This is a genomic window from Halorubrum halophilum (assembly GCF_000739595.1).
Classification (GTDB): domain Archaea; phylum Halobacteriota; class Halobacteria; order Halobacteriales; family Haloferacaceae; genus Halorubrum; species Halorubrum halophilum.
In genome coordinates, this window is record NZ_BBJP01000048.1 from 19,965 (window position 1) to 37,016 (window position 17,052).

General features: G+C 58.2%; 18 protein-coding genes and 1 pseudogene. 7 read left to right on the forward strand and 12 right to left on the reverse strand.

The window, feature by feature from the left end; genetic code table 11:
• Position 1: 1 nt before the first annotated feature.
• From ACP96_RS13730 to ACP96_RS13750, 5 genes are all read right to left on the reverse strand, one after another.
• Positions 2-2,485: a molybdopterin-dependent oxidoreductase gene (locus ACP96_RS13730; protein ID WP_050033727.1), complete on the reverse strand. Its 2,484-nt coding sequence runs from the start codon at positions 2,483-2,485 to the stop codon at positions 2-4.
• The gene (locus ACP96_RS13735; protein WP_050033728.1) at positions 2,478-2,720 is read right to left on the reverse strand and encodes a 4Fe-4S ferredoxin N-terminal domain-containing protein; all 243 of its coding nucleotides are present in this window, start codon (positions 2,718-2,720) and stop codon (positions 2,478-2,480) included. The genes ACP96_RS13730 and ACP96_RS13735 overlap by 8 nt, the downstream gene beginning before the upstream one ends.
• Positions 2,721-2,900: 180 nt before the next feature.
• Complete coding sequence (locus ACP96_RS13740; protein WP_050033729.1) at positions 2,901-3,560, reverse strand: helix-turn-helix domain-containing protein; 660 nt, start codon at positions 3,558-3,560, stop codon at positions 2,901-2,903.
• 84 nt (positions 3,561-3,644) lie between these two features.
• Entirely contained in the window at positions 3,645-3,980 is a 336-nt protein-coding gene (locus tag ACP96_RS13745; protein ID WP_050033730.1) for a carboxymuconolactone decarboxylase family protein, read from the reverse strand.
• Positions 3,981-4,071: 91 nt separating this feature from the next.
• The gene (locus ACP96_RS13750) at positions 4,072-4,470 is read right to left on the reverse strand and encodes a helix-turn-helix domain-containing protein (RefSeq protein WP_050033731.1); all 399 of its coding nucleotides are present in this window, start codon (positions 4,468-4,470) and stop codon (positions 4,072-4,074) included.
• 476 nt (positions 4,471-4,946) lie between these two features.
• Here ACP96_RS13750 and ACP96_RS13755 point away from each other — a divergent pair, with 476 nt between their 5' ends.
• The 4 genes from ACP96_RS13755 (at position 4,947) to ACP96_RS13770 (ending at position 8,616) form a co-directional block, all read left to right on the forward strand.
• Entirely contained in the window at positions 4,947-6,002 is a 1,056-nt protein-coding gene (locus ACP96_RS13755) for an Mrp/NBP35 family ATP-binding protein (protein WP_050033732.1), read from the forward strand.
• A 174-nt stretch (positions 6,003-6,176) separates the two neighbouring features.
• The gene (locus ACP96_RS13760) at positions 6,177-7,097 is read left to right on the forward strand and encodes an extracellular solute-binding protein (protein ID WP_050033733.1); all 921 of its coding nucleotides are present in this window, start codon (positions 6,177-6,179) and stop codon (positions 7,095-7,097) included.
• Positions 7,094-7,936: an ABC transporter permease gene (locus ACP96_RS13765; RefSeq protein WP_050033734.1), complete on the forward strand. Its 843-nt coding sequence runs from the start codon at positions 7,094-7,096 to the stop codon at positions 7,934-7,936. The genes ACP96_RS13760 and ACP96_RS13765 overlap by 4 nt, the downstream gene beginning before the upstream one ends.
• A 155-nt stretch (positions 7,937-8,091) precedes the next feature.
• The gene (locus tag ACP96_RS13770) at positions 8,092-8,616 is read left to right on the forward strand and encodes a hypothetical protein (RefSeq protein WP_050033735.1); all 525 of its coding nucleotides are present in this window, start codon (positions 8,092-8,094) and stop codon (positions 8,614-8,616) included.
• Between the two features lie 367 nt (positions 8,617-8,983).
• On the opposite strand, the gene ACP96_RS13775 is transcribed toward ACP96_RS13770, so the two are convergent.
• On the reverse strand, positions 8,984-10,258 hold the full coding sequence (locus tag ACP96_RS13775; RefSeq protein WP_050033743.1) for an AAA family ATPase: 1,275 nt from the start codon (positions 10,256-10,258) through the stop codon (positions 8,984-8,986).
• Between the two features lie 986 nt (positions 10,259-11,244).
• On the reverse strand, positions 11,245-11,607 hold the full coding sequence (locus tag ACP96_RS13780) for an HVO_A0114 family putative DNA-binding protein (RefSeq protein ID WP_050033736.1): 363 nt from the start codon (positions 11,605-11,607) through the stop codon (positions 11,245-11,247).
• A gap of 136 nt (positions 11,608-11,743) precedes the next feature.
• On the opposite strand from ACP96_RS13780, the gene ACP96_RS18020 reads away from it, so the two are divergent.
• A complete protein-coding gene (locus ACP96_RS18020) occupies positions 11,744-11,902 on the forward strand; it encodes a hypothetical protein (RefSeq protein ID WP_233139232.1) in 159 nt (52 codons plus the stop codon).
• 112 nt (positions 11,903-12,014) lie between these two features.
• Here ACP96_RS18020 and ACP96_RS13785 read toward each other — a convergent pair whose 3' ends face one another.
• Together ACP96_RS13785 and ACP96_RS13790 are read right to left on the reverse strand one after the other, a co-directional pair.
• On the reverse strand, positions 12,015-12,482 hold the full coding sequence (locus ACP96_RS13785) for a hypothetical protein (protein WP_050033737.1): 468 nt from the start codon (positions 12,480-12,482) through the stop codon (positions 12,015-12,017).
• A gap of 126 nt (positions 12,483-12,608) precedes the next feature.
• Positions 12,609-13,847 carry a hypothetical protein gene (locus tag ACP96_RS13790; RefSeq protein ID WP_050033738.1) on the reverse strand — a complete coding sequence of 413 codons (1,239 nt, stop codon included), beginning with the start codon at positions 13,845-13,847 and terminating at the stop codon, positions 12,609-12,611.
• Positions 13,848-13,967: 120 nt separating this feature from the next.
• On the opposite strand from ACP96_RS13790, the gene ACP96_RS13795 reads away from it, so the two are divergent.
• Both ACP96_RS13795 and ACP96_RS13800 read left to right on the forward strand, forming a co-directional pair.
• Positions 13,968-14,393, forward strand: a complete 426-nt coding sequence (locus tag ACP96_RS13795) for a DUF6884 domain-containing protein (RefSeq protein WP_050022895.1) — start codon at positions 13,968-13,970, stop codon at positions 14,391-14,393.
• A 48-nt stretch (positions 14,394-14,441) separates the two neighbouring features.
• Positions 14,442-15,236 (forward strand): alpha/beta fold hydrolase, encoded by a 795-nt coding sequence (locus ACP96_RS13800; protein ID WP_050033739.1) that lies wholly within the window; start codon positions 14,442-14,444, stop codon positions 15,234-15,236.
• Positions 15,237-15,503: 267 nt separating this feature from the next.
• On the opposite strand, the gene ACP96_RS13805 is transcribed toward ACP96_RS13800, so the two are convergent.
• The 3 genes and pseudogenes from ACP96_RS13805 to ACP96_RS19025 all read right to left on the reverse strand — a co-directional run.
• Positions 15,504-15,752, reverse strand: a complete 249-nt coding sequence (locus ACP96_RS13805) for a lipoyl domain-containing protein (RefSeq protein WP_050033740.1) — start codon at positions 15,750-15,752, stop codon at positions 15,504-15,506.
• 35 nt (positions 15,753-15,787) lie between these two features.
• Positions 15,788-16,816, reverse strand: a complete 1,029-nt coding sequence (locus tag ACP96_RS13810; RefSeq protein ID WP_050033741.1) for an alpha-ketoacid dehydrogenase subunit beta — start codon at positions 16,814-16,816, stop codon at positions 15,788-15,790.
• A pseudogene (locus ACP96_RS19025) lies at positions 16,809-17,052 on the reverse strand (pyruvate dehydrogenase (acetyl-transferring) E1 component subunit alpha); the annotation flags it as partial. The gene ACP96_RS13810 and the pseudogene ACP96_RS19025, both read right to left, overlap by 8 nt.

Below are 17,052 nucleotides of genomic sequence, written 5' to 3' on the forward strand. Positions count from 1 at the left end.
GTCAGTCACCTCCTGTGGGAGTCGCTTTGGCACCGCTCCCGCGCGGGTTGTCAGATCCGTATTTATCGGTGTCGACGTCGTCGGGTGCGGATTCGACCGCCACCCGCACGTCGTAGAACGCCATCGTCTGGCCGACCTCACTGACCTCGTTGTGCGTGAGGTCTTGGAGGTGACCCTCGACGAAGTCGCGGCTCCACCACCCCTGATCGGTGTTGACCAGACCGGGCTGGAACGCGTCGTTGTACTTCGCCTTCACGACCATCTCGCCCCGGTCGTTGTACACCCGGACGTACTCGCCGTCGTCGATGCCACGGGCCTTCGCGTCCTTCGGGTGGATGTCCAACTGCGGTTCCGGGTTGATCTCGCGCACCCAGTTCAGCATCTCGTACTGCGAGTGGATGCGGAAGCGACTGTGCTTCTGCATGAATATGAGCGGGTACTCGTCGGCCTTTTCGTAGTCGTCGGCGGTCCGATCCTCGAGCGGTCGCGGCACGTCGAACGTGACGCCCTCTTCGCTCGGGGCGTCGTCGTCGTACATCTTGATGCGCCCCGTCTCGGTGGGGAACTCGTCGGTGTACTTGACGATCGGGACGCTCTCTTTCTTTTGCGTCCCCTGCTCGAACAGCGTGTCGAAGTCGATGTCGTCGTCTCGGCCGGCGAGCTTCCGGAGCAGGTCTCGTTTCGTCTCCGGGAAGCGATCGCCGTACCCGAACCGCTCCGCGAGTCCGCGGATGGCATAGTAGTCGTCTTTGGCCTCCCACATCGGTTCCTGTACCTTGTGGCGGTACCCGAGGTGTGGATGAGACCCCCAGCCAGAGACGATGTCTTCCTGCTCGAACCAGTGGGGAACCGGGAAGATGATGTCGGCGTTCTGGACCGTGTCCGTGTGGTGCATGTCTGCGACCACGAACAGTTCGAGGCTACTGATGGCCTCTCTGAACCGCTGTCGGTCGGGGAACTGGTTACCCATCATATTCGACTCGATGGAGTAGACGGCTCTGATCTCGTGTGGGTCGCCGTCGATCATCGCGTCGGGGTAATCGGGGAAGTACAACGACGGTCCGGGGTCGGCGTCGTCCGGAGCGGCCCAGTCACCGGCAGCGAGCGTTGCGCCACCGGAGTGTTCCGCGTGGATGTTCCCGTGCCGACCGTAGTCGCCGGTCAGCCCCATCAGCATCGCGTACGCCTGCCCGAAGATGTGGCCGTGTTTGTACCGCCCGATCGCGTAACTCGGGGCGATGCCACCGGGGCCGCGGGTCGCAAGCCACCTGATCGCGGTGCGGATGTTCTCGGCATCGACACCCACCTTCTCGGCGACCTTCTCGGGTGCGTAGTCCGCTACGTGGTCTCGAAGTCTCGTCAGTGCCGTCTCACACTGGATGCCGTCGACGGTGAACTCTCCGAAGAGCGCGTACGCGCCGCCGGTTTCGGGTTCGAGGGCAACCGGGCTGTTGCTGCCCTGCTCGACGGCGACGACCTGTTGTTCGCCGCCGTCTCCGAAGACGTCGCTCGCCTTGAGCAACTCTCCCGTGTCCTTACGGATCAGCGCAGGGGCGGTCGTCCGTGTCCGGAGGAAGTCCTCGTCGTACGTCTCGTCCTCGAAGACGGTGTGCATCATCGCGAGTGCGAGATGCACGTCTTTGCCGGGCTCGACGGGGAGCCACAGGTCCGCTTTCGACGCCGTCGTCGTGTACACTGGGTCGACGACGACGAGCTTCGCCCCGTTCTCGACCGCGTCGAGGACCTTCGAGGCGTCCATCTGGAACTGACTGGCGAACGTGTCCGCCCCCCAGATGATGATGGTGTTGGCGTTCTCCCAGTCTTCGGCTTCGTTCGTCGGCGGGAGGAAGGCACCGACACCAGTAACGCGGTTGAAGCCGCGACCGACGTTGGTGTCGATACCCCAAGCGGATTGGGTCGCGCCGAACAGCGACGCGAGTCGCTTGAACGATTTCCCCGACTGCCCGTAGTTCCCCGACCCCTCGTGGAAGAGGACGCTCTCGGCGCCGTGGTCGGCTTTCAACGACTGCATCTTGTCGGCGACAAGGTCGAGTGCCTCGTCCCACGAGACGCGCTCGAACTCGGCGTCCGGACCGCGTCCCTGTGGATTGGGCTCGTCAGGCGACCAGTCCGCCCGCTTCATCGGGTACTTCAGTCGCGTCGGGTCGTACACGCGTTGCGTATGTGACAGCCCGAGCACGCAGGCTCGCTTGTACTGTTCGTCTTCCGGTGGATGTGGTTCGATCTTCTTCACCTGACCGTCGCGAACGTGAACGTCGATCGGACACTTCCCCCGACAGTTGGGAGAACAGACGGTCTGAACGACGTCGTTTTGACCGACAAAATTCTCGAACCCGGAGGTCGACGGCTGATCTTCCTCGCTCTCGACCAGCGTCTGGAGAAATCCGCTCCCCCCGACTCCAAGGGCGGCAGCGGCTCCACCGGCCTTCAGTACGTCTCGTCTGTACGCTTTCCCGTCAGTCATCTTCGAACCCCTCCGGCTTCGTCGGGCGTTCGTCTTCGCCGAACTCGTCCAGTACCGCTTCGTGGTACTTCTCGTGGAACTCGGCGTCAGTCAGCTCTCCATTTGAGACCCGAATCGCATCACGAGCCATCTGGACACCGAGATCAGTGTCATATTCGACATCATCTAACATCGCTTCAGCTTCATCTTCCCACTCATCGATCGGCGTCAGTCTCGGCTGCTGTGGGTCACTCATGGCTCTATCTGTATGTTGTGAGTAGACTGCGATACGGCTCATGCTGTATACTACAGTATCTTATATACTCCGCGAGTTCTCTGTGAACAATTGTTATGTTATATCATGGGTAAAATACAAGTTTGGTATTTCACACGCCTGATCGCCGCATACCGACGACTGTTCCGAGAGTCGGACAGCTCACCTGAAGGCGGCGAGCGCGAGTTTCGATTCGATCGAACTCAGTCGCTGCGACATTGCCGACTTCGTGATGTCTAACTCCGCAGCGAGCTCGCCGATGCTCGCCTCCCGCGGCGTCTCGTAGTACCCCGACGAAACCGCCATCGCGGCCGTTTCTCGCTCGGTTTCGGTCAGCGTGGAGAGGTCGAGCGTAACGCTGTTCGACCGATCGCCGTCGACGGAGTCGACCCGCGTGAGACGGCGCAACGAGAGTTCGTCCGTCGCCTCTCTGAGGTCGTCTATCAGCGCGGAGAGGCAGTCGCGGTCCGGGAGAAACGCCCGAATGACAACGGCGTCGTCGGTGACCGCCGCGATCTTCGGCATACAGTCGTATTCGAAGAAGATGGGACAGAAGCACTCAGACGTGATCTCGGTTTTCGAGTGGCGAATTTCCGTGTCGGCGCGCCCAGATGGTGTTTCGTCGCCGCACTCATGTGTAGTCTCCGTGTGACACTTCCCGTCAGAAGACTGCCGATCGATCCGGTCTGCGTTCTGGCCGAAGACCTCAACAGGACAGGCGACCTCACCGGACGCGGAAAGCTCAAACTCGGCGTAGAGTCGATAGGTGGTCTCCGTACTATCGCTCGCTGCGGTCGATGAGCGCTCTGTCGTTTCTACCATTATAATTTCACCAACGAGAGATGTAATCACTTGCGTTGTACGCTCTGTAAGCGACTGTACGGACGGAGCGAGCCAGTTTGCTGCTCACTCTGCGTCGACGATGTCGTCGATCCACGTCAGCACTGCCACCGCGTTTGGAAACCCGATTGTCGGCACAGCCAGTAGCGCGACGTGTCGCAGCGCCTCAGGGTCAACACCCTCCTCGAGCGCTCGTCGGACGTGTGAGTGGACAGCTCCTTCCGACCCAGAGCCAGCCGCCAGCGCCAGTTTGACCAGGCGCTTCTCTTCGCCCTCGATTGGACCGGCTTCCGAACAGGCTTTGCCTAAATCGGCGTACTCGTCCCACACCTCGGGAAATTCAGCGGCGATTTCACCCGCCGTCGACGGGAGTTCGTCGGTATCTTCGATGGCATCAGACATACACGGACATCTAGAGAATACACATAAAAGCGACCCGAGTATTTCCATGACGTGACGATACTGCCTCGGTCGGTTCGACGGACTCGAGCCGTCATTCCTCTTGACTAGACGCCATTGTCGGATCCAGTACCCGCCCGTGAGTCATCTCTTCGCCCATTTGCCGGATGATTGTCGCCTCAGCACCGTGGAGGCGTTGTGAAATCGCGGACTTAGACACATTAAACTCCGCTGAGAGGTCTGCGAGTGTCACTTCCCGTGGCTCGGCGTAGTATCCGGCTTCAACCGCTCGAAGTAATGTCCGACGCTGTACCTCTGTCAGCTTCTCGGGAGAAATTGTTACCATTGAGCGCTCCTTGGTGCGGATATCACGAACTCGTATTCCGTCAATATCGAGATCCGCAATCGTACCTAAGACGGCCGCAATATCGACATTCGGATCGGTCTCTATTAGAACCGTATGCCCGTCGTCTCCCGCACCGTTCGTTGCCATTGGTAAACCCGTACGAGTACATTCCGCTGAAAAGAGTAAACTCGCTCCGCTAAATTATGTTAGTCATTATATGCTTATGAATGACGAGACGGCTAAAACACCACCGTCGTGTGACAGAAGCTGCCGATGATTTCGGTGGATGGATTGTTCTCTGCTGTAGAAACTCTCGCCACACAGCGCCTACTCGAATCGCTCGCTCGGACCGGGCGGTACAGCAGTAATTCGTTAGAGCCCGCCTGATAGATTTAAAAACCTGTAATATTCAGGAATACGGCTTGGCCGCTCGAGATATTACACACGAACATGTACCGAGACCATGGTGAGTATAGGGCGCCTGAAGGCTCAGAGGCCTGTCTCGAGTCTGTAGCGTTCCACGACTGGCCGGTGCCCGCCGAGGGCACCGCCCGCGATATTACGGCCGACAACGACGGCGAAGTGCGGCAATCCGCCCCGCAGCCTAACCACGTGATCTACTAATGGCTACCCTTCAAAACGCGCTCGCACGGGTCGAGGATCCGGCCCTTGATGACGACATTGTTTCGCTCGGTCTCGTCGGAGACATCGAATTCCATGGAGATACCGCCCACGTACCGCTCGCACTCGGTGCCCCGCACTCGCCGGTCGAGACACAGATAACCGAGGACGTTCGAGCCGCCGTTCGGGACGAGGGGTACGAACCAGTTCTCTCGGTCGAGATCGACGATACGACGCCCGCCGGCCAGATGGACGGCGCACCGAACGTGATCGCTGTCTCCTCCGGGAAGGGCGGCGTCGGCAAAAGCACCGTCTCGGTGAATCTTGCGACGGCGATGGCCGAGCGGGGGGCCAATGTTGGACTGTTCGACGCCGACGTGTACGGCCCTAACATCCCGCGGATGCTTGGCGTACAGGATGAACCGGGGAGGGCGGAGGACGACGAGACAATCAGACCGGTCGAGAGCCACGGACTCAAGCTGATGAGCATCGGCTTCCTCGTCGGTGACGACGATCCGGTCATCTGGCGGGGCGCCATGGTCAATAAGGTACTCACAGAGCTACTACACGACACCAAGTGGGGAGGTCTCGACTACTTCATCGTCGACTTGCCTCCGGGAACGGGAGACGTACAGCTGACCTTGCTCCAGCAGATAGGGGTCTTGGGTGCGCTCGCCGTGACGACGCCGCAGGACATCTCGCTGGATAACGCCCGAAAGAGCGTTCGGATGTTTGACAAACATGATACGTCGGTACTCGGCGTCGTCGAGAACATGAGCGGGTTCGTCTGTGACGAGTGCGGGACTCGACACGACGTGTTCGCGACCGGCGGGGGCCAGCGACTCGCCGACGAGTTCGATCACCCGCTCCTCGCCGAGATCCCGCTCGACCCCGCGATCCAACAGGGGTGCGAGGTCGGAGAGCCCGTCGTTTCCGACGGTAACTCGGAGCCGGCACGAGCGTTCCGAAAGCTCGCTGAACGGACGATGGACCAAGTCGGTCGAGAGCGGCGACGTTCGCACGCCAACGGTGCCGTCGAAATTGGGCAGAACCAGTAGGCAACGGCACGCTGAAGCTCGCGCTCAGTCGAAGGTCTCCCTTCAGATCTGGCGTCGTAATTAGATATGACCGCGAATAACTTGGATATTGTCGAAATATAATCTTAAGCAGTTACTTCTCACGAAGTAGTAACTTGAGAAGGTTATATTCAACTGGTGTCTGAAGGCTTTCCTATGCAATCGCGATCCCGTCGATCGGTCCTCGCGACACTCGCGGCCGGGGGCGGAGTCGGGGCTGCTGGCTGCCTCGGTAGCGGCAATTCTGTCTCCGTTCTCGCCGCCGGGAGCCTCGCGGTCGTCCTCGACGAACACCTCGGACAGCGGTTCGAAGAGGAGACGGGACTCGCCGTTCGCGGGGAATATTACGGCACCAACGCGGTGATGCGGATGGTCGAGGACGACCGGAAGTACCCTGACGTTGTCGTGAGCGCTGACGCCAAGCTATTACGCGACCGGCTCTACGGCACTCACTCGACGTGGGACGTCTCATTCGCGTCCAACGCTGTCGGTATTGCCTACGCTCCCGACACACGGTTCGAGGAACGACTAAATGCGGGCGATCCGTGGTATGAGGTTGCGCGTGAGGCCGACAGCGGTAATTTCGCGATAAGCGATCCCGATCTTGATCCCCTCGGATACCGCGCCATCCACGCGTTTCGACTCGCCGAGCGGGAACACGGGCTCGACGGCTTCGCCGAGACCGTCACCGAGGCCGCCTATCGGGAGCCGGAGGAACCACAGCTGCTCGCCGGCGTCGAAACGGGGAACCGCGCCGCCGCGGTCGTCTACCGGAACATGGCCGCGGACCACGGGCTTCCGTTTCACTCGTTCCCGGACGCGTACAACTTCTCGAACCCGGAGTATGCCGACCGGTACGCGGAGGTCTCATACACGACGGACGACGGGTACACGGCGACCGGTGCGCCGATCGTGTACAACGCGACGGTGCTCGAAAGTGCGGACTCGCCGAACGCCGGGCGCGAATTCGTCAGATTCCTTGCGAACGCCGATAAGGCTCTCCGTGAGAACGGGTTCGAGACGGAGGAATTCCCGAGAACGCATGGAGAGGCTCCTATCGAGGTGAGCAGCGAATGAGCCTTGTTGATGTAACTCGCTCAGCCACGAAATCACGACGTGTACCCCCGCTGCTGGTCTTTGGAGTTCTCGGAGTGGTTCTGCTCGTGTACTTCGCGCTCCCCTTCGTGGTGTTCCTCGGCCGAACCGGATCGGTTCCCGTCGTTGAGACCCTGCTACAGACGACGAGCCGGACGGCGGTCCGGAACTCGCTCCTCACCGCGCCCGTCGCTACCGCGATTTCGACCGTGTTCGGCGTTCCGCTCGCGTACGTCCTTGCACGCAAGACGTTTCCAGGGAAGCGACTTGTTGAGGCGCTGGTCGTGCTTCCACTCGTCGTCCCGCCGGTCGTTGGCGGGGCGATGCTGCTCAGTGTGGTTGGGCGGTTCACACCGATTGGAGCGGCCGCGGCGCAGGTCGGGCTACCGCTGACGGATAGTCTCGTCGGCATCGTGCTCGCACAGACGTTCGTTGCCGCGCCGTTCGTCGTGATTACCTCCCGCGCTGGATTCGGATCAATTGATGAGCGGCTTGAACAGGCGTCTCGATCACTCGGGTGCGGGCCGATAGCCACGTTCAGACGCGTGACGCTCCCTCTTGCGAGACGAGCGATTGTCGCAGGCATTATACTCACGTTCTCGCGGGCCATCGGTGAGTTCGGCGCAACGATGATGGTCGCGTACAATCCTCGAACGATACCCACACGTATCTGGGTCGATTTTATCGCCGGCGGCATCGACGCGATTGTTCCACTCGCACTCGCGCTGTTGGCGGTCACGCTCGTTGTGGTCGCTACGGTACAGCGGTTCGCCGGGGTGCCGACCGTGGTGGAGCAAGAAGCCTCGAACTCAATAGAATGACCCACCGGTACAGGTCCGAGTGTTCCCTCAAATGCGACTCTGCGGCTCTGTTGAAGTCCTTAAGAGCTGATAGAATCGGCGTGCGAGATACAGAGGATACACCTGTCACAGACCGGTTGCGCTCAGTTATATTCCCACGCAGCGTTCAAGGCCGTATGGTCACGTGGCAGCAACGCTCGGTGACGTGGTGGCGGGATATGGGTGCCGGGGTCGTCACGGCGGCGGCGGCACTCGCCGCCTCCCTCCTTTATTTGATCGTGGCGATGGTTGTCCCGTTACGGCTGTCGCCAGACGCGCAGTACTGGGTCGGATACGCGCCACAGTTCGCGTTTGTCGCGGGATTTGTGCTGGGCGCAATCGTCTGGCGACGGGTCATGTCTCGGGTATCTACTCCGGAACAGGGGGCCTTCGTGGGTAGCGCGATGGCCCTCGGAATCGTGGCACTCGTCCCAATACTGGCAGGAGTGTACGTACTACTGTTTCCACTCCTCCTCAGTATCGTTACCGGGCAGGGGTTACACTACGCAATACAGCTCTATCCGGAACCGCTGTGGACTGCTGTCGATGTTACTCGAACCGTCGCTACTGCGTGGAGTCCGCTGGTCGGTGCCCTGCTCGTTCCCCTCGGAGCGGTCGCAGGGTGGGCCTCCCAGCGTCGCCGTCGGCTCAGTGGGCACTAACTGTCTCGACTCGTGAACGGGCCGGTGTCCGCGGGCACGTTTGCCACCCACCCAACCGACTCACGCTCTGGGTTCAGCACGGCTCCGAGAATATATCACCAAATGAGGAATTCAAAAGAGCCTTTCCATAGAGTTGTAGCCAATTATTTGATTCCCACTAGTGATTTCCACTCAAGCATGACCGGAATCGTGATCCTCCCCGCTGGTCGCGACGACGCGTTTGAGGACTACAAACAGTTCATCCGGGATGGGCACCCAATTGAGGATATTGAGTCCTATCTCGATGAGGAGGACCTCGAACTATTTCGGACGACATCTGAAACAGCCGGTCGAGAAAGAGTACGAACTGGCTGTGCGGACTGGACTACTAATCTCGCAACTGTCTCTTCACGACCTCCTCAAGTTCTTTCGCAGGAATCTCTTGGAGTCGCTCGTCCTCGCTCAATGTATCTAGAACAGCCCCAACGGGCTCGGTGAACTTGAAAACCAAGTGAACACCCGATTTGAATCCACCACTAACCCGTTCGCTTTCCAGAACACCGTACGTTCCGGCCTTATTGATGTGGCTGTTGACTGTTTCTTGTGTGTAGATCTCCATGTCGCTTCCCTCACAGAGAATTTTGTAGATGTCGTACACCACAGGGCTCGGAGCCGCTCCTTCATTCTCTTTCGCGACAAGTGCGGCAGCGTACAGAGATAGTTTCTTTTGGACAGACATCCCGCCAACGATCTCAAGGACCCGATTCTTTACCACAGAGTCGTTTGCCGATCTGACGTGGTCCTGCGTTACCACCGTATCGCCTGCCCGGTTCGCGATCTCTCCAGCATCTCGTAGCAGGTCGATCGCGCGACGCGCGTCACCTTCGTTTTGAGCACCATACGCAGCCACGATCTCAATTACTCCGTCTTCGAGGGCGTCGTTTTTAAACGCATCTCGACGTCGTTCGAGAATTTCGATGAGTTCGTTGGCGTCGTAATCCGAGAAGTGAATTCCGTTCGGATTGTAGGAGCTGTCAGTCCGGCTGTCCAGGTTCTCGCGGAACTTCGGGTAGTTAGTGACAACCACCGTTGACAGCTGCGTATCAACATGCTGTTCAGACATGACTCGGCTCAAACTATAGAGTAGTCGAGAGTACGCCGGTTCGTCTGCGCCCGTACTGCCGGTCAGCGCGTCGATCTCGTCGAGGATGAACACGAGTGAGTCGAAGTGATCGTCGACGATTTCGTAGAGCCGGGTGTATTTCATATCGGTCGAGACACCTGACCGAGGGACATCCCAAACCACGCCCGCTTTCCGCGCCGTCTGGTGGCCTAGCTTCCACACAGCGCGGTCAAGCGTGTGAGACTCCATCGTTTTGAAATTGACTGCCACAAAGTCAAACTCAATACCGCTCTCCTGAGCTCGTTCTTTGACTTTGTTCGCGACGGCTTTCACTGTCAGCGTCTTGCCTGTGCCACTAGGACCGTACAAAAGCAGATCCGGCGGTCGCTCACCATCGAGAGTGTCCCGAAACGCCCGAGCTTCGGCAGCGAGTTGCTCGTCCCGGCCGTAGATCCGATCCTGATCGACAATCGTACTCGAGTCTACGAGGTCCTTGTTTTCGAAAACAGTCTGTACGTCGCCATCGAGGATGCTATCCACGACAGATGATCCGGATTCTTGTGACCCACCAGACTCGGTATCTGGCTGCCCCGAGTCGGGTTCGTCGCCTTGCATAACGGTCATTGTGATCTAACCCCTAATAACCTTTGTCGAAATGAAGGGGGTAGAGTCGAAATGAAGGGGGTAGAGTCGATATGAATACCCCTCCGTCGAAATGAATTTCCTGCCTCTTTCATATCATCACACACCAACTTCGAAGTGAAGACCCCGCCATCGATATGAAATCTCAGACAGCAAGACAGACACCCCTTCTTCGAAATGAAATCCCACCTCAGAGCCCTGTCCGCAGTAGATCTTCTTCGAAGTGAGCACCCCTCCGCCGATATGAAGCCATCTAACCCAGAAATCGGCCCCATCCACACACCCCGTCATCGAAATGAAATACAAAAACACTGTATCCGAAACCGTCCACGAGATTTCATCGTGAGGAATGGTAGCAGGTTCTTCGAGATGAAATGCTCGAACAAAACACTAATACTGCCGTATTAGACCGTACAAATTAGATTTAGAGCAATTTTCGCTGTGGAAGAACCAATTTCATATCGAAGACGGTGTGTGAGAGTCATCTTACTACTACGTCAATCTTCGATTTCATATCGAATATGGGGTGTGAGAGCTACCGATATTATCTCTCGTTGTCCGCTCATAGTCGATACGCCGTTTGTTTTCACATTATATATTCTCTTCATTTCACAGAACTAATCCGCTGTATAACCCAACTAATATCTCTCGATAATAGTCCACATAGTTGTTACACACGAACCAGTCACACCAGACATCACTTGGCTCCCCGTCGGTGGCAGGCCCAAGGGAGATCGTTGACGTCAGTTCGGCGTCGACGTAGAACCAGTCGGCATCTCGGTCTACATGGTAGTATCAGTCAGGTCGGGAATTCTCTGGATAGACATCGTCAGTCATCGGTATCTCAGCGCTCAGGCGTTCGCCTTGCGCTCGCGTCCCGACGCCTATATGAGCGGGAGGTCCGCGTCGATCTCGTCGTACCACACGACGGGGCGCTTCGCGCTGCCGTTCTCTTCGAACTCCAGGAGCCCGTAGTCCGCCAACTCATTCACGTTGTCGAGGACCTCCAGTGGATTCCGGTCGATAAGGCGAGCGAGTTCTCGGATGCTCTCTGGATCGTGCTCAACAATTGCTTCGAGGAGTTCGAGGTTGGTCGACCGGAAGACGCGGCCGAACGTCTCGAGGTCTTCGATCGACAGCGTTGGCTCGCTGGGTTCGACATCGTCGCCGGCATCAATTGCTTCGAGCCGTTCCTCGAGGCCGCTACGATCCGCGGACTTGATCCCGACGTGGAGTGTTCGGGTCATGATTGTTGTAGTGTGGGGCTGGGATTTCGATTATGCGTCGATCAGCGTGCTCGGGTCACCAAGACGGCCGCCGTCGCGGTCGGACGGTGGTGAACCATCACCCCGGTTTATTCCTTCGCAATAAGTAGAAGAAGACATGAGCCGCGAAACCCCTGCCGACACCGACATCATTTCCGACGAGGAGCTCACCGCGCTGCTCGCCGAGGCCGAGGGGAGGACCCCTGAGGAGATCGAGCGCGGTGCCGCCGAGATTGGGATCGCTCCCCCCGAGGAAGCGACTGTCGTTGACAAGTGATATTGTTGTCTTAAGTAGAGTCACCAATTATCACGTCGACGACGAGGGGGCGAATCGTAGCTACGATTCTCTTTACAACAACAGCCTGCCGTGAGGCGAATGTATTAACTGGTCAACTCCCCCGCTCAGCAACCGACAGATAGAGAGCATAGTTCCCGGTATACTGCTTGGTATCTCGAACTTTCGTCCGGCTCAGGTTAAGCTCGACACGCGTCTCGTCATCCTCAAAATCAAGGAGACACGTCAATAGGCCCGCGAACGTTTCCACGAATCTCGCATCGCCGGAGATTCGAATGTTCGAGATATCGGTCTCGTGAGTGCTGCCTTCGAACCCCGCCGGCTTCGCAAGAACTGATCTTTTCAGTTCCACTTGATTGGGCTTGTCGAGAGAGTTGAGCCACTTCACCGCATCTTTCTTGAGTATATGACCGCTTTTTGTTGACTGAAGCCCCTCAAGCGACGATACTAGATCTCCCTTCTCACGAGAAACGGTTGGAGCACCATCCGGAGCGCAGTTATCACAGCATTCCTCGGCATTACCTGGTGCGAGTAACACACCACAATCGGCGCAGAATGTCATCTGAATCCCAGAGGACGCGAATCTATCTTATAGCTATCGTAGCGGGGTGAGAACGTCCCAGCGTTGCTGGAGTCCAGTTGCCGAAGGTGCCAAGATCAACGCCTGAAGACACTTACTGGGTGGCAGTTACCGAGAGAGACCGATAGCATGCTCCAAACGCCACGGATTGTTCAATACGGCTTGCTTGTCGTCTGTGCCACCAGTAGTGAGGATGCCAAGGTGGTAGAGCTGATACTTGAATTGGAAGTGGATGCCAGATTTATACACGGTAGGGTCAGCAAGCTCTGATTCAGCAATCTCTCCGTCAGCGGTGAGGACAGCATCACGACGATGTTGTGTGAAGAACACCTCAACGGCGAGTGGCTGATTAATACGCGTAGCTTCCAGAGCGACATCGGCAAGCGTCGGCTCAGAGACCCCGTTTTCGTGAAGCCGTTCGAGTGCGGTGATGATGAGTCGCGTCGGCTCGTACTGGATAGCGACAGAGCGTGCGAGCTGTGCCCATCGCGGAGCGAGCTCAGTGAACCGTGTTCGACTACCAGTCCACGTGTCGAACTCGGCCAGCGCAGCCGTGACACTACCGTGTTGATTGCGGGCGAATCGCACAACTTCTGCGCCAAGGTGTGTGAGTGAGTCCCCGTTGGGTTGATCGTCGACGAGGTTCAACAGAATCGCTCCGCGTCGCCCACCAGAAATGGCGTTGATGACATTTTCAGCGTAGACAGCGTCAGTGTCGCCGTCGGCAGCAAGCGCGAGCGCGTACCCCAGATAGTTTTTCGGGTGGTTTACCGGAAAGCTCCCCTCGGTGAGCTGGTGCGTGGATGCTTGTAGTCGCACCGCGTCGATCGTGGTTGAGAACTCACCGGCCCCAGTAACCCGAGCGGGCTCGACGACACGGGCCGATTCCGTATCGTCGACAGCGATAACACCGACGTTAAGATTCCGCGCTTGTGCGCGTGCTGCGTCGGTGATGCTGGTGGCCGGTGCCGCGACGTAGCCGAGGTTAACTTCAGGAAGGTGAGCGTGTGCCTGGGTAATACCGCGAGCGACGTCTGCGGCGGCCGGGTCAGCATTGTGACCTTTCGCTTCGATCACCGTGACTGGTTTCGTCGCCGCATCACCGTTCAGAACATCAGTGGCTGGCATCCCGACGCCGAGTAAGTCGGGTTCGCCGGCAGCGAGCCGGATCGTGTTATACGGCGCAAGCCGGTTACGAAGCGAATCAGGAATGGTCCAGCCGCCCCACGTGGATTGAGTGAACTGCGTCTCCGTGACCGCGTACTGATCCGGGCTCGTGTCAATATCGGGATACAGTGTGTCTTTCGCGGCAGCAAGCACCGTTGGCTCAGCGAGCGTGACTGCCATTATCCTGTTTACTGACGGTCAGATGATATAGTTGGGGGGATCGGGACACTCGGTACGTAGAGCGTGTTGGCAGGCAGCTCATCAAATACGATTATAGGATCGACAACACAACCGCCCCGTATGGAAGTCGGACTCATCAGCTGTACAAAGAGTAAGCGTGAGGAGGCGGCGAAACCGAAGAATCTGTATCTTGAGTCGGCGTTTTTCAGGAAGGCACGGCAGTACGTCGAGGCAAATCACGATGCGTGGTATATCCTCTCCGCGAAACACCATCTGCTCGATCCGGACGGAGACCCGATCGAACCGTATGATGAGACGCTGAGTGGTGCGTCTGTGGATACGAAGCGAGAGTGGGCAGAAACCGTGTTTGAGCAGTTACGCAAAGAAGGCCTGCTTGGTGACGGGAATCGGCTCGTCTTCCACGCTGGACGAGATTACCACGAGGAACTCACACCGTTGCTTTCCGAGACGAGTGTTGAATTCACAGTCCCGACCGACGGGTTACAGTTCGGTGAAACCCTCGCGTGGTACAACGATCGCATTTGAACACGGCGCCGTCATAACAGCTAACAGCTATTAGACATATCTGCCAATATGCCAACGGAATCGGTCAACGGGGCGAAGTTGTACTACGAATCAGATGGAGACGGAGTACCAGTTGTCTTCCTCCACGGCGTGTTAATGAGTAGCCGATTCTTCAGCGAACAGCAGTCGCTCAGCGATGACCATCAGCTGATCACGCTCGATTTTCGAGGACACGGTCGCTCGGAAAAGACCGAAACGGGCCATACACTCCCACAGTATGCCCGTGACCTAGAAGCGTTCCTTGACGCACAGGATCTTTCTGACGTTGTCCTTGTCGGGTGGTCGATGGGATCGCTTGTGGCGTGGGAGTACGTCCGCCAGTTTGGGACAGACCGGTTCCGGGGCTTCGTGAGTGTCGAACAACAGCCACTCGATCTTGAACAAGAGGATTACGAGCACGGTGTATTCGGCTTTGATGAACTTCGCGGACTCATGGAGCTCGCACAAACCAGCCCACACGACCTGGCGTGGTCCCTTATTGACGAGATGCTCGTGGATGAACCAGATGCTGTCGAACAGATGCTCTTCGATGAGATCACACGAGTCCCACCACCGATCACGAGCGCGATTCTCTTCGACCAATCAGTACGCGACTACCGGGAAGTGGTTCCCGACGTAGATGTTCCTACCCTCGTGTGTCTTGGTGAAGACGAAACGATGCTAGAGAATGGTGGTGTCGAATACGTTGCCGACAAGACACCTGACGCCCAGCTTGAGCGCTTCTCCAATAGTGGTCACTGTCCGTTTCTCGAGCAGCCTGAGCGGTTCAATCACGTCCTTTCGTCGTTCATCACAGCACGCTGATAAACCGCTCTACTGTGGTTTTACAGCGGCAACGAGGGGTGTTCGATAGATAATCCGTGATGCCTCAAGAGGTCAACCACCACGACGCCGAAGTCAACAACCTCTCTAGGGCCCTCGAGTCTATCAAAACGGGGAACCCGCTAACACCACCGTCACCGGGCCTAGCAGGTCGGACGACTTAACCAACAAAATCGCGCTGCTGTTGCTTTTTGTTGGTTAATCGTCGAGAGTAGGACCTTTCTCGAGACGGGTCCGTGTGGAGGCTTGTCACTCCGTTCGGATCCACCCCAGCGTGTCACCGATCTCGAATGTATCGTCTTCACCGACGACAACCTCATCGAGTGTCCCAGCCACGGGCGCTTGAATGTCGACACTCACTTTTTCGACTTGGATCTCACAGAGGGTGTCACCCTCCTCGATCGACCGATCTTCACGGACGAACCAATCGACGAGGATGCCTTCTGTCTCGTCGACATCCGCCTCCCAGTCGCCGGTTGCGCGAATCGCAACCCGCATCCCTGTACCTCCGTCAGCGACTCGCCGTCGATCGGTCATTCTGCGGAGACAACCTCTCGGACGCTCTCTTCAATATCGGCGACATCCGGAATCACTCCGTTTTCCATCGGGCGAGCGTACGGGATCGGGACGTCTGGGACGGCGACCCGCTCGACGGCATCAAGGGCACCGAGATCGCGATCTGCGACGCTCGCGATGATCTCTCCGGTGACGCCGAAGGATCGATAATCCTCATCGACGACGACGAGTCGCCCGGTCTTTCGCACCGACTCGACGATCGTCTCGGTGTCGAGCGGAACCAGCGTCCGAAGGTCGATGATCTCCGCGTCGATACCCGCGGCTGCGAGCGATTCCGCCGCCGCGAGCGCACGATGGACGTGGAGTCCAAGCGTCACTACGGTGACATCGGCGCCCTCACGTTTGACGTCCGCTGACCCGAAAGGGATCGTGTAGTCGGTCTCCGGAACCGGCGTCTTCGGGCCGTCGGGCGCCGGCATCCAGCCGATGCCCATGAGCCGCTTGTGGAACAGGTACATCACCGGATCGTCGTCGCGGATCGCGTTGTGCATCAGCCCCTTCGCGTCGTACGCGGTCGACGGCACGACGAGTTTCAATCCGGGGATGTGTGCGAATGTTCCGTAGAGCGTTTGTGAGTGTTGAGCGGCGTCGTTGTATGTCCCGCCGACCGCGGCCGTAAGGACGAGCGGCACGTTCACGTTGCCGCCGCTCATGTAGGTGTTCTTCGCGAGCTGGTTGTAGATCTGGTCCATCGCGACGCCGAAGAAATCGACGAACATCAGCTCCGCGATGGGCCGCATCCCCTCCTGAGCGGCACCGACAGCGGCGCCGAGATACGCAGTCTCGCTGATCGGCACGTCCATGATCCGATCGCGGCCGAACTCGTCGAGCAGACCTTCGGTACTGTCGAAGATTCCGCCGTAGTCGGCGACGTCTTCGCCCATGTAGAACACCTCCTCATTGTCGCGCATCTCGTGGGCGATTGACTCGACCATCGCCCGACTCATCGTCAGCTCACGGTCGATGACGTCGTCCGTGTCACTCATCGGCGGTCACCTCCGCGAGTTCGAACTCCGGTTCCTCCGTGGTCACGCCCGACGGCGGGTTAACGAACATATCGTCGTAGGCGTCCGCGGGGTCCGGCTGTGGCTGCTCTTTCGCCCACGCGATCGCCTCCTCGACCCGCGCTTCCGCATCCTCGCGCATCGCCGCGAGTTCGTCGTCCTCGACGCCGTGATCGCGTAGGTCCGATTCGATCCTTAGTACGTGAGAGATGTTTTGG

Excerpts from the sequence above, each read along its gene's own strand:
- ACP96_RS13810 (WP_050033741.1), bottom strand. The coding sequence starts at position 16,816 with ATGAGTGACACGGACGACGTCATCGACCGTGAGCTGACGATGAGTCGG.
- ACP96_RS13740 (WP_050033729.1), bottom strand. The coding sequence starts at position 3,560 with ATGGTAGAAACGACAGAGCGCTCATCGACCGCAGCGAGCGATAGTACG.
- ACP96_RS13805 (WP_050033740.1), bottom strand. The coding sequence starts at position 15,752 with ATGCGGGTTGCGATTCGCGCAACCGGCGACTGGGAGGCGGATGTCGAC.
- ACP96_RS13735 (WP_050033728.1), bottom strand. The coding sequence starts at position 2,720 with ATGAGTGACCCACAGCAGCCGAGACTGACGCCGATCGATGAGTGGGAA.
- ACP96_RS13795 (WP_050022895.1), top strand. The coding sequence starts at position 13,968 with ATGGAAGTCGGACTCATCAGCTGTACAAAGAGTAAGCGTGAGGAGGCG.
- ACP96_RS13745 (WP_050033730.1), bottom strand. The coding sequence starts at position 3,980 with ATGTCTGATGCCATCGAAGATACCGACGAACTCCCGTCGACGGCGGGT.
- ACP96_RS13800 (WP_050033739.1), top strand. The coding sequence starts at position 14,442 with ATGCCAACGGAATCGGTCAACGGGGCGAAGTTGTACTACGAATCAGAT.
- ACP96_RS13785 (WP_050033737.1), bottom strand. The coding sequence starts at position 12,482 with ATGACATTCTGCGCCGATTGTGGTGTGTTACTCGCACCAGGTAATGCC.
- ACP96_RS13760 (WP_050033733.1), top strand. The coding sequence starts at position 6,177 with ATGCAATCGCGATCCCGTCGATCGGTCCTCGCGACACTCGCGGCCGGG.
- ACP96_RS13780 (WP_050033736.1), bottom strand. The coding sequence starts at position 11,607 with ATGACCCGAACACTCCACGTCGGGATCAAGTCCGCGGATCGTAGCGGC.
- ACP96_RS13755 (WP_050033732.1), top strand. The coding sequence starts at position 4,947 with ATGGCTACCCTTCAAAACGCGCTCGCACGGGTCGAGGATCCGGCCCTT.
- ACP96_RS13770 (WP_050033735.1), top strand. The coding sequence starts at position 8,092 with ATGGTCACGTGGCAGCAACGCTCGGTGACGTGGTGGCGGGATATGGGT.
- ACP96_RS13750 (WP_050033731.1), bottom strand. The coding sequence starts at position 4,470 with ATGGCAACGAACGGTGCGGGAGACGACGGGCATACGGTTCTAATAGAG.
- ACP96_RS13730 (WP_050033727.1), bottom strand. The coding sequence starts at position 2,485 with ATGACTGACGGGAAAGCGTACAGACGAGACGTACTGAAGGCCGGTGGA.
- ACP96_RS13765 (WP_050033734.1), top strand. The coding sequence starts at position 7,094 with ATGAGCCTTGTTGATGTAACTCGCTCAGCCACGAAATCACGACGTGTA.
- ACP96_RS13790 (WP_050033738.1), bottom strand. The coding sequence starts at position 13,847 with ATGGCAGTCACGCTCGCTGAGCCAACGGTGCTTGCTGCCGCGAAAGAC.
- ACP96_RS18020 (WP_233139232.1), top strand. The coding sequence starts at position 11,744 with ATGAGCCGCGAAACCCCTGCCGACACCGACATCATTTCCGACGAGGAG.